Origin of the sequence: Roseobacter sp. EG26, assembly GCF_049830555.1 — a bacterium.
Taxonomy (GTDB): domain Bacteria; phylum Pseudomonadota; class Alphaproteobacteria; order Rhodobacterales; family Rhodobacteraceae; genus Roseobacter.
Window position 1 is genome coordinate 24,922 of the sequence record NZ_JBNBLH010000008.1, and the last position, 12,959, is coordinate 37,880.

General features: G+C 55.3%; 15 protein-coding genes. 8 read left to right on the forward strand and 7 right to left on the reverse strand.

What is annotated here, in order from left to right; all coding sequences use genetic code 11:
* Nucleotides 1-8: 8 nt before the first annotated feature.
* Complete coding sequence (locus ACOTTU_RS17370) at nt 9-518, reverse strand: helix-turn-helix transcriptional regulator (RefSeq protein WP_298919009.1); 510 nt, start codon at nt 516-518, stop codon at nt 9-11.
* A 59-nt stretch (nt 519-577) separates the two neighbouring features.
* Nucleotides 578-859, reverse strand: coding sequence for a PepSY domain-containing protein (locus ACOTTU_RS17375; RefSeq protein ID WP_425659902.1), 282 nt, complete (start codon nt 857-859; stop codon nt 578-580).
* A gap of 272 nt (nt 860-1,131) precedes the next feature.
* On the opposite strand from ACOTTU_RS17375, the gene ACOTTU_RS17380 reads away from it, so the two are divergent.
* Complete coding sequence (locus ACOTTU_RS17380) at nt 1,132-2,112, forward strand: PLP-dependent cysteine synthase family protein (RefSeq protein ID WP_425659903.1); 981 nt, start codon at nt 1,132-1,134, stop codon at nt 2,110-2,112.
* A 206-nt stretch (nt 2,113-2,318) separates the two neighbouring features.
* Here the strand turns inward: ACOTTU_RS17380 and ACOTTU_RS17385 are convergent, their stop codons facing one another.
* Nucleotides 2,319-3,998 carry a BCCT family transporter gene (locus tag ACOTTU_RS17385; protein ID WP_298919000.1) on the reverse strand — a complete coding sequence of 560 codons (1,680 nt, stop codon included), beginning with the start codon at nt 3,996-3,998 and terminating at the stop codon, nt 2,319-2,321.
* A 123-nt stretch (nt 3,999-4,121) separates the two neighbouring features.
* Here ACOTTU_RS17385 and ACOTTU_RS17390 point away from each other — a divergent pair, with 123 nt between their 5' ends.
* On the forward strand, nt 4,122-5,054 hold the full coding sequence (locus ACOTTU_RS17390; RefSeq protein ID WP_425659904.1) for a LysR family transcriptional regulator: 933 nt from the start codon (nt 4,122-4,124) through the stop codon (nt 5,052-5,054).
* A gap of 223 nt (nt 5,055-5,277) precedes the next feature.
* Here ACOTTU_RS17390 and ACOTTU_RS17395 read toward each other — a convergent pair whose 3' ends face one another.
* The gene (locus ACOTTU_RS17395) at nt 5,278-5,685 is read right to left on the reverse strand and encodes a GFA family protein (protein WP_425659905.1); all 408 of its coding nucleotides are present in this window, start codon (nt 5,683-5,685) and stop codon (nt 5,278-5,280) included.
* A 179-nt stretch (nt 5,686-5,864) separates the two neighbouring features.
* Between ACOTTU_RS17395 and ACOTTU_RS17400 the strand changes: the two genes are divergently transcribed.
* Nucleotides 5,865-6,761, forward strand: coding sequence for a DMT family transporter (locus ACOTTU_RS17400; protein WP_425659906.1), 897 nt, complete (start codon nt 5,865-5,867; stop codon nt 6,759-6,761).
* Nucleotides 6,762-6,824: 63 nt separating this feature from the next.
* Here the strand turns inward: ACOTTU_RS17400 and ACOTTU_RS17405 are convergent, their stop codons facing one another.
* Nucleotides 6,825-7,127 (reverse strand): YciI family protein, encoded by a 303-nt coding sequence (locus ACOTTU_RS17405; RefSeq protein ID WP_425659907.1) that lies wholly within the window; start codon nt 7,125-7,127, stop codon nt 6,825-6,827.
* 85 nt (nt 7,128-7,212) lie between these two features.
* On the opposite strand from ACOTTU_RS17405, the gene ACOTTU_RS17410 reads away from it, so the two are divergent.
* Complete coding sequence (locus ACOTTU_RS17410; RefSeq protein ID WP_425659908.1) at nt 7,213-8,088, forward strand: LysR family transcriptional regulator; 876 nt, start codon at nt 7,213-7,215, stop codon at nt 8,086-8,088.
* Between the two features lie 102 nt (nt 8,089-8,190).
* Here the strand turns inward: ACOTTU_RS17410 and ACOTTU_RS17415 are convergent, their stop codons facing one another.
* On the reverse strand, nt 8,191-9,018 hold the full coding sequence (locus ACOTTU_RS17415; protein WP_425659909.1) for an SDR family NAD(P)-dependent oxidoreductase: 828 nt from the start codon (nt 9,016-9,018) through the stop codon (nt 8,191-8,193).
* Nucleotides 9,019-9,150: 132 nt separating this feature from the next.
* On the opposite strand from ACOTTU_RS17415, the gene ACOTTU_RS17420 reads away from it, so the two are divergent.
* Nucleotides 9,151-9,789, forward strand: a complete 639-nt coding sequence (locus ACOTTU_RS17420; RefSeq protein WP_425659910.1) for a VOC family protein — start codon at nt 9,151-9,153, stop codon at nt 9,787-9,789.
* A 47-nt stretch (nt 9,790-9,836) separates the two neighbouring features.
* On the opposite strand, the gene ACOTTU_RS17425 is transcribed toward ACOTTU_RS17420, so the two are convergent.
* Entirely contained in the window at nt 9,837-10,442 is a 606-nt protein-coding gene (locus ACOTTU_RS17425) for an NAD(P)H-dependent oxidoreductase (RefSeq protein WP_425659911.1), read from the reverse strand.
* Between the two features lie 155 nt (nt 10,443-10,597).
* On the opposite strand from ACOTTU_RS17425, the gene ACOTTU_RS17430 reads away from it, so the two are divergent.
* The 3 genes from ACOTTU_RS17430 (at nt 10,598) to ACOTTU_RS17440 (ending at nt 12,830) form a co-directional block, all read left to right on the forward strand.
* Nucleotides 10,598-11,494 carry a hypothetical protein gene (locus ACOTTU_RS17430; RefSeq protein WP_425659912.1) on the forward strand — a complete coding sequence of 299 codons (897 nt, stop codon included), beginning with the start codon at nt 10,598-10,600 and terminating at the stop codon, nt 11,492-11,494.
* Between the two features lie 218 nt (nt 11,495-11,712).
* A complete protein-coding gene (locus ACOTTU_RS17435) occupies nt 11,713-12,201 on the forward strand; it encodes a twin-arginine translocation pathway signal (protein ID WP_425659913.1) in 489 nt (162 codons plus the stop codon).
* 29 nt (nt 12,202-12,230) lie between these two features.
* Nucleotides 12,231-12,830: a ferric reductase-like transmembrane domain-containing protein gene (locus ACOTTU_RS17440; protein ID WP_298918969.1), complete on the forward strand. Its 600-nt coding sequence runs from the start codon at nt 12,231-12,233 to the stop codon at nt 12,828-12,830.
* Nucleotides 12,831-12,959 lie beyond the last annotated feature (129 nt).

The window sequence follows — 12,959 nt, forward strand, 5'->3', positions numbered from 1 at the left end:
TGTGGTCCTTATGTCAGGGTTTGATGGGCGGTTTTGACGAGATCATCAGCAAGCAGGTCGTCGAGGAAAATACTGAGAAGCTGCAATCGCCCGGCAACATCGGCTTTGCGGTATACAGAGGCACATTGTGCTTTGATGGTGCCCTGTTTTGTGTCCCGAAGATCTGCCATTTCAGCGATTGAAAACCCTTTGATCGCCAGGATGGCGACCTCTCGTTCGGCTGCTGTCAAAGACCAGGCATGAAAACGCGCCTCCAAAACCTCGCTGAACGCACCTGATGCGACTTTGATTTGGTCTTCCAACTGGTCCTGACGTTTGAGGACCTGCCGCAATTCGTTCGCGGTGAATGTCAGGCCAAAGAACAACGCAACGGTCACCAAAGCTTCGATGGCGTCGCTCTCCGCCAGCTGATTGACCGACGTGGGCCAGAGCAAATCCCATGCGATATCCATCAGGAAATAGGCGCAGCATATGGCTTGCAGCGTGAACAGCGACCATAAAACAGCAGCACGTGACATGGAGTGATCCTTAGAATGCGAAACGGTGCGCTCTTTCTAGCGAGCGCACCGTCAAATTGTTAGCTGTCTTCGGCACCGTCTTCATCGTCCAGTTCAATCTCAAGGATCAAGCCCGTTTCAGGCGAGACTTCAATTTCGTATGTTTTGCCGTCGAGCATCGCTTCGACTTCAATTTCATCCTTGTCGAGCTCTATCTCGGAAATCGCGTAGCCCTTCGCCTCCAGCGCGGCTCGAACGGCGGCATCCGATGTTCCCAATGCATCGCCGACACTGATATTGGCCAGAGCCATGCCGGGCAGAAGCAGGCCAGCCAACAGAACCAGTTTACCATTTTTGATCATTTTTCATTCCTTTTCATGATACCAATTGCCGCGATTTTGCGGTGATCATGAATTGGGCCGTTCCAGGGGCGATTGAAATTGAACTTCCGGGGGAGTTCGGGCGGCATAGGCCGAAGGTTTAGAGGGTTGGAGCAGGAAATAGTGCCTCGCCTGTCCCTCACATGGGCAATCATGGCAACGGTGGTCGCTGGAATATCAGAAAGTTTTGCAGGTTGAGAAACCCGCCTTCTCATGGTCAATGGAGCGCAAATCTACATACATAGGGGCGCAGCATGCAGGATACGTTGGATTCCATTCTCGGGGCGATCGGGAAGACACCGTTGGTGCGTTTGGACCGGCTGACGAAACACTATGGCTGCGAGGGGACAATCCTCGCGAAACTGGATCACCTCAATCCCGGGTTTTCAAAAAAGGATCGCGCTGCCCTCGGGGTGATTGAAGCTGCGGAGCACGACGGTACTCTCAAACCTGGTCAAACTGTGGTTGAGTTGACGAGCGGGAACATGGGGACGGGTCTTGCCATTGTTTGTGGCGTTAAAGGCTACCCTTTTGTGGCAGTGATGTCGAAAGGGAACTCACCAGAGCGCGCGCGGATGATGGCGGCGCTTGGCGCCGAGGTGGTGTTAGTGGATCAGCTACCAGACAGCAGGCCGGGTGAAGTGTCGGGTGCCGATTTGGCGGAGGTCGATCGGGTTGCAGCCCGGCTAACTCAAGAGCGTGGGGCCTTCAGAGCGGACCAATTTCGCCGAACTGGCAATCCGGATGCACATGAGCAGACCACCGGCCCCGAGATTTGGACACAGTCCGGTGGAAAGATAGATGCCTTTTGCGATTTTGTGGGGTCGGGCGGCACTCTGGTGAGCACCTCTCGCTATCTGCGCAGGCAAAACCCGCAAGTGAAGTGCTATCCAATCGAACCGGAAGGTGCCGCAGTTCTTGCAGGAAGAGAGGTAAGGAACCCCGATCATCCCATCCAAGGGGGTGGCTATGCCATGTCCGACCTGGACTTCTTGCACGGGATGTCCTGGGATGGGTTTCTTCGGGTTGATGGCAACACCGCGCGACAAACATCTCGCGATCTGGCGCGCCTGGAAGGGATATTCGCTGGATTTTCCGCAGGTGCAAATGTTGCGGGGGCGGTTGAATTGCTGAGAACCGGCCATCAGGGCGAGACCATCGGGGTTATCATTTGCGATTCAGGTCTGAAGTATCTTTCGACAGACCTTTTTACGTCCGAAGGCGCAAGCGCCTGAACTTGTCGACCTGTTCACAATATCCTCTATCGACCAGTATAGTTGTAACGTATTGGCTGCATTTGATCGAACAGTCCCGCGCGCATGCGGGACGTTGTATTGTCCGACCCATTCGAAAATGGTCTCGGCACGCAGGTGAAAGCCAAACCTGGAAAATAGAAACGGCCCCGGACTAACCCGAGGCCGTTTTTTTTGTTTTGCCGGATTTACTCCGCTGGCATGACCATCGTCTCTGGGTCAATGGTCGTCGCAACGCCCGCAGCCTCGCGGCGGCTGTCATTCCAGATCGCTTTGATCAAGGCAATGCACATGAGGGCCATCACGAGCGAGAAGGGCAGGGCCCCAATCACCATCGCCGTTTGGATCGCACCTGTGCCGCCTGAGATCAGCAATCCGCCAACCACAAAGGCCAGTGCCGCACCCCAGAAGAGGATGTGAGGACGCGCTTTTGGTCCTTCATCGCCAGCTGCGTTGATCGTGTTCACGATCAGCACCGCGGAGTCAGCCGAGGTGACCAGGAACGTCATCAGCAGCACCACGATCAGGACGGCCATGGCCCACGCCAATGCCTGAGCAATAGGTGCCAGCATGAATTCGGTCATCGCAAAGATCTTGTCGCCGTTGGCAGCATCAAGGATAAGTCCGTTTGCGCCTCCGTTCAGCTCCAGATCGATGGCCGTGCCGCCAGCCCAGGCGAACCAGACGAAGCACATCAGCGATGGTACGATCATTGCGCCCAGCACGAATTCGCGGATGCTCCGACCGCGCGAAATGCGCGCCAGGAACAAGCCCACGAAAGGTGCGAATGCGATCCACCAGGCCCAGTAGAACACAGGCCACCAGCCCTGCCATTGCGTTAGCAGGAAGGCTTCGGACCCTTCGACACCATCAGAACTGTAGACGTTGAAGCTCAACCAGGGCAACGCGACCAGATAGTCCCAGATGCCTATGAAGAACGCAGATGCGCCAAACCAGGTAGCGCCGAAGATGATGAAGAAGCCCAGCAGGAATATCGACAACACCATGTTGATGTTCGAAAGCCATTTGATGCCTTTCCCGACGCCGGAAAGGGCTGACATGGTTGAGGCCCCCATAATGACGAGCAAGGCGACCACAATTCCCAACGTGGTGGCAGAGCCATCTTCCAGCGCCAGACCGCCAATACCGATCCGGGTCAGACCGGCAACGAATTGTTCGACACCGAAACCAAGCGTCTGAGCAACACCAAGAATGGTCGCAACAACCGCGACAATATCAATGACGTGACCGACTGTGCCAGACAGGGATTTGCCAAACAGCGGGGTCAGCGACGATCTGATCGTCAAAGGCAATCCGCGACGGTAGCTGAAAAACGCCAGCGCGAGGCCCGCAATCGCGTAACATGCCCAAGCTCCCAAACCCCAATGCAGATAGGACCACACATAGGCCGTCCGAACATTGTCGACATCAAGTGCTGTTGTTACACCCTGGATGACCGAAGGGTTGTTTTTGAAGTGCGCGACCGGTTCCGCCACAGCCCAGGTCAACATGCCGACGCCAATCCCGGCGCCGAACATCATGGAAAACCAGGAGAAGTTTGAAAACTCGGGCTTTTCGCCAACTGTCCCAAGATTCAACCGCCCGGCGGCTGGCCAGATGGCGAGACCTATGCAGACCAGAACAAATGCTGTCACGACCCAGATGTACCAAGCGGCAAACTGCGCCAGGATAGCGGTGTTCCAATTGCCGAGGATTGTTCCGGCCTGCGTTGGCCAGACGATACACCAGACGACGAGCAAACTGATGATGATCTTGCTGACCACCGTCACGTTCACGCTGAACCCCCGATAAAAACCGTTCTCCGCGGTCTTGATCGGTAGATCAGATAGTGGAGGTTTCATTGACATTCTTGCTTTCTCCCGTTGTCACCGCGCGCTTCGCGCGCTCTTCACTTTGGAAACTGTACAGCTTGACCATGGTTTGACAACCTGCAACGTAACTCCCTATAGTTTCAGTCCGGGGAAACTTATATGGCCAAACTCGCGCTCATCCGCAGCCTGAGTGACATCGATATCAGGCTGGTCAGAATATTCATCGTGGTGACGGAGTGCGGTGGATTTGCTGCGTCTGAGTTGGAGCTCAATATCGGGCGCTCGACAATTTCCAAGCATATATCGGACCTGGAAGCGCGGGTCGGACTAAAGTTATGTAATCGCGGACCTTCTGGCTTTTCCTTGACCCCGGAGGGCGAGCAAGTCCTTGCTGCCGCGCGAAAATTGCTTTCTTCCATTGATGGCTTTCAGTCAGAGATTGACAACATCCACACTAACTTGACGGGTACATTACGGATTGGTCTCTTCGATCAATCGACCACCAACCCCAATGCGCACATCCACAAGGCGATCCGAAAGTTTGATCACGTTGCCCCTGATGTGGCGCTGGAAATTGCGCTGGATCCCCCCAGCACATTGGAGGCGCGCATTGCTGATGGGACGATGGATGTCGCGATTGTTCCTGTTCACAGGAAGTCAACTTTGCTTGCCTACACACCGCTCTACACTGAACATATGACGCTTTACTGTGGAGAGGGTCACGTTCTGTTTGATGCCAATCCAGACGGGTCGGCGGCTGATCTCGACCTCTCAGGGCACAAGTATGCCGGGTATGCATTCAACTCGCCCAATATGAAAGCCGGTCAAAACCTTGGCTTGAAGCGTGCGGCGCGTGTGCAGGAAGAAGAAGCGCTCTTTCTCCTCATTCAATCAGGGTGTTACCTAGGCTATCTCGCTGATCATGTGGCCCGGCCATTGCTGCGCCGCGGTCGTCTGAGGCCGGTCGCCGCTGCGGAAACGAGCTATGCCAGCACGTTCGCTGCGATCGTAAGGAAAAAGCCGTTGCCGGATCGCAAGACGCTCGAGTTTCTCGAATGTCTCAAGGCTGCGCATGGAAATCTCGCGCAATAGTAGAGAGGTAGTCTCGCTATCCTCAAGCGCGCTCACATGAAATTCAGGTGCTTTGGCCTGCGTTTGAAACACGCCCATCCTTCGCAATTCCGGTGGCGTCAAATCGCGTGTTTTCCCTCTTTCTGCATTGGTGACTGGTTCCGGCACAATCGCGCGGCTGGCTGCTGGAGCGCTTGTGGAAATGCCCGGAATGTCATCGCAAGTCTTGAAAGATATCCAGCGATCAGCCGCAGCCTGCATGTTCCTCAGAATGGTCTTCTGCGACACGGTTCTGGTGGTATTGATTGGTCGTTGCAAAGGTCGGTAGCCAATTTTCACGACGAATGGTCCAAAGCTCGTAGGTTGGTTTCAGCTGGTCAGGAGCATCCAGGGAACCAAGATGAATTTCGATTTCGCCATCGCTCAGCGAAAAGACCGAAGAACCACAGACCGGGCAAAAATGACGTCCGGCGTAGCCCTGTGTTTCACCAGTGATCTCCACCGATCCTTGCTCAAACACGGCTGAAGCATGGAAGAGAGCTCCGTGATGTTTGCGACAATCCATGCAGTGACAGATGCCGACCCGGCAGGGCGCGCTGGACGTTGTCATCCGCACCTTCCCGCAAAGGCAGCCACCTGTAAGAACTGTCATGAGAAATTGTCCTCTGGCTTGTTCCGCTATCGTCACACTGCCTGCCAATTGGCGAGACCGCAAGAACAGCTGACAGCTTGCACGTTGACGGCCCACTTCGGTTCAGGCATCGGGATCGGGTGAGAGTTGATGGGCAGCCTGCTCAGGACCCAGACGTTCAAGCGGATTTAGGAAAACCTGTGACACTGACCATTGCGACCGACCGCCGTGCCAACCTGTTTGGTAGCCTCTGGATGATCGCGTCGATGGGAGCTTTCGCGATCGAAGACGCATTTGTCAAAGCGGCATCCGCGACTCTACCGATCGGTCAGATACTCATCCTGTTCGGATTTGGTGGCGCGTTGGTGTTCGCTGGTGTGGCCCTTGTCAGCAGAGAGCCTCTGTTCACAGCAGCTGTCGTCTCGCGCACAATGCGCCTGCGCGTGTTCTTTGAAATCATCGGCCGGCTGTTCTATATACTCGCGATTTCGTTGATCCCCTTGTCGGCCGCAACCGTGATCCTGCAGGCAACGCCCTTGGTCGTGGTAGCGGGTGCCGCGCTGGTCTTTGGCGAAAGGGTAGGGTGGCGCAGATGGGCAGCGATCTTCTTGGGGTTGATCGGTGTTTTGATCATCGTTCAGCCCGGCACCGATGGTTTTTCCACGCTGTCAATCCTTGCGGTTATTGGCATGATCGGGTTTGCGGGACGCGATCTTGCCAGTCGTGCGGCACCTGCCTCTCTCGGTACCGCTATCCTCGGATTGTACGGGTTCTTGTCCATCGTTGTCGCTGGCGTGCTGTTTTCCGTGTGGCAAGCGGCGCCATTTGTGCAACCCGATGTCAAAACATGGTTGGTTTTGTCGGGAGCGGTGTTGACAGGCGTTTCTGCGTATTCGTGCTTGATGAAAGCAATGCGTACTGGCGAAATTTCTGCTGTAACACCGTTCAGATACACACGGCTGATATTTGGAGTGGCATTTGGCGTTGCGTTTTTTGGAGAGCGGTTAAGCACTTCCATGCTGATTGGATCAAGTCTGATTGTGGTTTCAGGTCTTTTCATTCTATGGCGGGGAAAGCAGGTCAAACTGGCGAACTAGCAGACCTGGCGACGCGAAGGCCAACCGGTGGGTATCATAGGCCGTGATACTGCAGGACGCGGATCATGGATTGATCTGCCGCTTTCCGTTACGAAAAACCTGCGTCCAGGGGAGGATCGAGAAGGATGCTCTCAAACCAGTCGGCCAAAAGGGGTCCATTCTGATCAGCTCTTCGACGCGACTTTCCTCTTTTGCCTCCACGATCCAGAGCCCATCCCGACCTTTTCCTGCCGGGTCGTTAAGCGGACCTGCCGCCTCAATGACATCCGCATGGCGTTCGAGGAAAGCGAGATGTTCCTGCATGTGAGTGTTTCGGAGATTCGGATCGGCGTCTGCAGTATCTTCAAATAGGATAATGTATTTCATTGGACTCTCTCATATTGTTCTTGCGGATCATTGCATGGCGAAAAAGCTGATTGAACGGAAATAGTGGACTATCTATTCTGCAAAAATGCAGGATCATAATTGGGATGACTTGAGGTGCTTGTTGGCATTGCAACGGACGGGAACCCTGTCCGAAGCAGGCCGAAGGTGCGGGGTAAGCGAGACAACAGTGGCGCGTCGTTTGAAACGCCTTGAGCGTGCGCTCAATGTGGAACTGTTTGCCAGGAATGAGCGCGGAAATTTTGAACCGACCGATCCCGCCCGTGCCATCCTCGACCATGCCGAAGCGGTGGAATTCGAAAATGCAGCCCTTCGTGAAAAACTTGGTCAGTTGGCCGGTAGAATAGAGGGGACCGTTCGACTGAGTTCGGTGCCGATGATCATTCGTCACATTCTGGTGCCCAATCTGGAGGGGCTGTGGGCCGATCATCCTAACGTAATCCTGGAACTGGTGCCGGAGCCGCGAAACGTCGATCTGACGAAGCGAGAGGCAGATTTAGCAGTTCGGTTTTCGCGCCCTGCACAGGGCGGGCTCATGACGAAGGCCAAGAAACTCGGAGAACTGGAATTCGACGTTTTCTGCGCGGCAAAGACTTCCGCCGGCGCGGAAGATGATCTTGGTTGGATCGGTTATGACGACGCAAATATCACGCTGCCTCAGGCGCGTTGGACTGACGCGCTGAGAAGACAATCTTCAGGTAGGTCCAGCGTGCTAAAAGTGGAAGACATTGATACGGCCCTGGAGGCGGTTGCCCACGGGCTTGGCAGGGCGGTGTTGCCAAAAGTTGCCTGTAAAAGGGACAGCAGAATCCGCCCCGCAACGGCGCAGTTCAGACACCAAAAGATGACAAGGGAGGTATGGCTATTGTCCCATTCGGATCTGGACTCTCGTCAAGCTATCAGGGCGGCAAAGTCCTGGCTAACCAACCTGACTTGGTCATAAGAGTTTTTTGAGATTTTCCGCCGCTGTGGAGGATTCACACGATCTATCCAAGGGAAGGGATTGCGTCTCATAGACGCCAAGCCAAGACAATCCGTGTTGAGATCATATGCCGAACGGGACCCCACCTGCCACCGGAAAGTTGATGCCCGTGACGTAATTGGCCTGAGGCCCTGCCAGGTAGGCAACTGCATTGGCCACATCCATTGGTAAGCCCGCATCGCGCAGTGCAACAGCGGCGTATCGTTGGGCCTTGATTTCATCCAGTGGCAAGTTGTGTTCGGCCGCGAGGCGCTGATTTGCAGCCAAATGCATGTCGGTTGCGATATAGCCGGGGCAGACCGTGTTGCAAAGAATGCCGTCGACACCAAATTCAGCCGCTATCGTCTTTGACAGACCTGCCAGACCGTGTTTCATGGCGGTGTAGGCGCCAAATCCTGGTTCCGCACCAAGGCTTCCGGTTGAGCCAATATTGATGATCCGGCCACCGCCTGCTTTACGCATTTCGGGGATCACCGCTTGGGCCATCATCATCGGTCCCAATAGGTTGACATCAAAGCTGCATTCCCACTGCTCGGGCGTTGTCGATAGGAAATTTTGAGATCCCGCCAGTGAACCTGCATTGTTGACCAGAATGTCGATGCCACCGAACTCAGAAACGGTTTTCGCCACGCAATCCTGAACATCGGCTTGTCGGGTTACATCTAGCCTGACCGCGATGGCGCGACTTGGCCCTTGACTGATCTCGGCGGCAAGTTCGTCGAGCAGAGACATTTTTGCAGGTAATCCGTCCGGACTCGCAGACGCCCCGTCGATGTCCGTGACAACAATGTCGGCACCATCCCTGGCCAACCGAATTGCTGTCGCTCGCCCGATCCCTCTTAGTGCAGAAGCACCGGTGACAATGGCTGTTTTCCCTGTCAGTGTTCCCACACTTGAACCCCGCAACTGAGTTGACGTCATGCAATAGCGGTAGCTGAATTTGACGGATTTTCAAATGCGGCACAGGCGTATCATTTCATCTCAAAGATTAGCCGGCTAAACGGGAATAGGAGTTCTCTTTGCATGCTGAAACTTGATCATATCACGATTATTGCGCCAAGCCTGGCCGAAGGCGCGGGACATGTGAGCGCATGCCTCGATTTGGATGTGCCCTTTGGCACGCGGCACATCTACATGGGGACGCACAATCATCGGCTTCAGCTCGGCCGTGGCGTCTATCTGGAAATTGTGGCGCTTGATCCTGATGGTGTCGATCCCGGGCAGGTCAGATGGTTCGGGCTCGATGACCAGCAAAAGGTGAGAGCCGACTGGGATGCAGGACGCAGGCTTCGAGGATGGGTCGCAAATACGGTCGAGATGGATCGCATTTTGTCAGACCACCTGAAAACCTTTGGTATCCCTGTTCTTCTCCCACCGGATGCTCCGGAGTTCGCCTTCGCCATTCCAAGGGACGGTTCCCTTCCTCTTGACGGAGCCGCGCCATGCCTGATTGATCATCGGGGCGTGCCGACCCGCATGGACGAAATTCCCCAGATGGGTGCGCGGCTGGAAAGCCTGACGCTGGAACATCCGACCCCGGAAACCATCAAGGCCCTTTACGCCAAGCTGGACATCGACCGGCCACCGAAAATCGTTGAAGGGCCGCAAGTTCGGTACACAGCACATGTAGAAACGCCAAATGGCAGGCGTGTGTTGACGTGATGCACCATTTGCAAATGTGGCGCTGGGTCAATTTGACGAGGGGGGTTTCACGAATAGGCCGGCAAGGGTGGCTCCAGCAAAAATCCGGATTGATAGGCTTTGTCCAGCAAGGCGCTGCGGCGTGATGTCGATCCCTTTGAGCCGTTCAGGATTGCCAGCTTCCTATTGGTAAATCCAAAGTAGCCGAAGGTGCCTTTGATCAAGGTTGTCTCCAAAGCTGTTCGGTAGCCCATTTCTGACATTTCATCTGAACGCGCCCCTGCCGGGATCAGAAAAATGCCGGTCCTGGGCCTCTGGAGAGATACCTCCGGATCGGCCAATTGGTCATATGCCCAGCCCCATGACCAGACACGATCTACCCACCCTTTGGTCATGGCTGGCATGCCCCACCAAAACAGCGGAAAAACAAAACAGACTGCATCCGCTCGGGTGATCCGCTCTTGTTCTCTGAGCACATCGGGCGGCGCAAGACTTGCGTCATCTGCTTCGACATCGGCCATGGACCAGCGCGGGTCGAAACCTTCTGAATGAAGATCAGCCATCTCCGTGGTATGCCCTGCCGCTTCTGCCCCGGCATTGAAGCGGCGCGCCACGGCTGCGCAGAACGCTTCCGGGTTCGGATGATCAAGGACCGTCAGAACGTGCATCTTCATACCCAGTGTTGTTGGTTCGAAATGTGCAATTTCCGGTACCATTCAATGCAAGGGTTTCCCACCCCGTTCTAGGAGCTTCGGTTTGCAAATGGCGACGGATACCGTGTTCCATGGTGTGGATTGATTGGCATCTGTCCGCCAGTCCACCCGCTCACATGAATGTGACGCGCCAGAACAGTTGGCGCACCGCATACTCAAACCAGCACATGTTTCAACCATGGGAGGATTCGATGAGAGTATTTATAGGCCTGTTGATTGCCATTCTGGCAGCTCCGGTGTTTGCACAGGAAGCAAAACGCAGCATAGAGCCGGTTGCTGGCGACGTCTTCTTGATGAGAAACAACTTCCACAATTCGCTTCTTGTGGCGACGACAGAGGGTGTCGTCAGGGTTGACCCGATAAATGCTGAGGCGGGATCCTGGCTCAATGCTAATCTTGATCAGTTCGGCCAGGAAAAGGTGAGCCACTTGATCTACTCGCATAGCCATGGTGACCATGGGTCCGGCGGTGGAGTACATGACGGTGCTCTTGTGATCGCTCATGAGGATGCGCCGGAAACAATTGATGGTGTCGCGCCAGATCTGCGCGTTGGCGACACCCATGTCCTTGAGGTTGGTGGGAAAACGATCGAACTCCACAACCTTGGTGCAGGCCATGACAATCACATGTTGGTCACGATCATTCGTCCCGAAAACGTGGCGTTCATTGTGGATGTCGCTGCCCCCAAACGCCTGCCGTTCCGTGACTTTCCGCGTTCCGATATCGGCGGGTGGTTTAAACAACTTGAAACCGCCCAATCATTGGATTTCGAGATTTTCGCCCCCGGTCACGGCAACGTGGGAACGAAGGCTGATCTCGATGATGCTTATACCTATATGGTCGAACTGCAGGCAGCGGTCCTGGAGGGTTTAAAGGCTGGAAGCTCTACAGAGCAACTAAAGGCCGAAGCCACCATGGATGCCTATAAGGGTTGGGGTCAGTATGATGCATGGCGTGAGCAGAACATCGACGGAATGGTGCGGTATCTCAGGTCGTCCGGTCAGGTTGAGTGATCCTTGCCCCGTCAACCTGTTGAAGCTGGGGGCCCTTAGCGAAGCCTGATCTGCGTCATCGTCTGCGAGGATAAATGCTTGGCCAACAAGAATTTGTGGACACGTTTTGGTGCGCCCTAAATATCAAATAACTGGTTGTCGATCGCTCTGGTGCCCAACGCCAGTTTTGATGTGATAAGATGGAATTGAAAAACGTAAGTCCAAGAGGAGAAATCCAAATGACAAACGTCTTACCAACGCGTCGTGCCTTTCTTGCCACTGGCAGCGCCGCCGTCATGACCGCGGCGCCCGGCGTTCTGCTGCCAACCGGTGCGCAAGCGCTCACACCAACATCTTCGATGCGCGGCGGATCAAATAACTACCTCCCGGGTGCGCCGATCGTGGACCGGATCGGTGGCGGCGGCTTCTGGATGACCGGAACCGTGCGGCGCGCAGGAGATGGTGCCCCGCTTGCCGGTCAGCGTATCCAAATCTGGGCACATACCACGGAGGGGCACGAACGTGATCCGCAAAGCCATGGTGCCACATTGACCGATGCTGACGGGGTATTTCGACTGGAGATGCCGCAAATCGTTCCTGCTTTTGGCCAACCTCACGGGCATCTTGCATATGACAGCGGCGAGTTCCAAACCGTGTTCCTGCGTCCCGTGATGTCGAGCGCAAAAGACACCAGTCTCCGCGCGGATTTCGTTCTTCAGCCGGTCTGAACAAAGTGAATTCCACAAAGGTGCCAAGCATGCGGCGCATTTTGATCTGGGGGCTGCTTGCAGTGGTGGTGGGTCTGCCGATCGCTGGCGCAGCAACGAGCCCGCTGCTTGCATGGCGGGACCCGGTCTACGTTGCGTCCGGGTTTGCGGGTGTCGTGGGGATGGCGCTACTGCTCATCCAGCCCATGCTGGCCCGTGGATACCTGCCGGGACTGCCCCTGCATCGCAGCCGACGGGTCCATCGTGTCGTCGGCGTTCTGCTGATCGTATCGGTTCTTGCCCATGTCGCAGGTCTCTGGATCACCAGCCCGCCGGATGTGCTCGACGCCCTTTTATTCGCTTCTCCGACGCCATTCTCGGCCTGGGGTGTCATCGCGATGTGGGCGGTTTTTGCCGCAGCCCTTCTGGCCGTTCTACGCAGGCGGCTAGGATTGCCATGGCGTAGCTGGCGCCTGGGGCATACCGCTCTTGCCTCAGTGACAGTCCTTTGCAGCGTTGTGCATGCATTGTTGATCGAGGGAACGATGGAAATGGTGACCAAGTGGACGCTCTGTGTGTTGGTGCTTGTTGCAATGGCAAAAGCACTGGTGGACGGACGGGGGTCTAGGTTGCGATCACCGTCGCGCTGAATTAATGCGTTGCGCGGTAGGAGTGAACAAAACAAGCCTTCCGCTTCAATGCCGTCTGGTCCTATGGGTCTGATCATTCAGCTTTTGAGGTGATTTGATTGAGGACTGCCCAAGTACGGAGCTTTCTTG

Excerpts from the sequence above, each read along its gene's own strand:
- ACOTTU_RS17370 (WP_298919009.1), bottom strand. The coding sequence starts at position 518 with ATGTCACGTGCTGCTGTTTTATGGTCGCTGTTCACGCTGCAAGCCATA.
- ACOTTU_RS17375 (WP_425659902.1), bottom strand. The coding sequence starts at position 859 with ATGATCAAAAATGGTAAACTGGTTCTGTTGGCTGGCCTGCTTCTGCCC.
- ACOTTU_RS17380 (WP_425659903.1), top strand. The coding sequence starts at position 1,132 with ATGCAGGATACGTTGGATTCCATTCTCGGGGCGATCGGGAAGACACCG.
- ACOTTU_RS17385 (WP_298919000.1), bottom strand. The coding sequence starts at position 3,998 with ATGTCAATGAAACCTCCACTATCTGATCTACCGATCAAGACCGCGGAG.
- ACOTTU_RS17390 (WP_425659904.1), top strand. The coding sequence starts at position 4,122 with ATGGCCAAACTCGCGCTCATCCGCAGCCTGAGTGACATCGATATCAGG.
- ACOTTU_RS17395 (WP_425659905.1), bottom strand. The coding sequence starts at position 5,685 with ATGACAGTTCTTACAGGTGGCTGCCTTTGCGGGAAGGTGCGGATGACA.
- ACOTTU_RS17405 (WP_425659907.1), bottom strand. The coding sequence starts at position 7,127 with ATGAAATACATTATCCTATTTGAAGATACTGCAGACGCCGATCCGAAT.
- ACOTTU_RS17410 (WP_425659908.1), top strand. The coding sequence starts at position 7,213 with ATGCAGGATCATAATTGGGATGACTTGAGGTGCTTGTTGGCATTGCAA.
- ACOTTU_RS17420 (WP_425659910.1), top strand. The coding sequence starts at position 9,151 with ATGCTGAAACTTGATCATATCACGATTATTGCGCCAAGCCTGGCCGAA.
- ACOTTU_RS17425 (WP_425659911.1), bottom strand. The coding sequence starts at position 10,442 with ATGAAGATGCACGTTCTGACGGTCCTTGATCATCCGAACCCGGAAGCG.
- ACOTTU_RS17430 (WP_425659912.1), top strand. The coding sequence starts at position 10,598 with ATGAATGTGACGCGCCAGAACAGTTGGCGCACCGCATACTCAAACCAG.
- ACOTTU_RS17435 (WP_425659913.1), top strand. The coding sequence starts at position 11,713 with ATGACAAACGTCTTACCAACGCGTCGTGCCTTTCTTGCCACTGGCAGC.
- ACOTTU_RS17440 (WP_298918969.1), top strand. The coding sequence starts at position 12,231 with ATGCGGCGCATTTTGATCTGGGGGCTGCTTGCAGTGGTGGTGGGTCTG.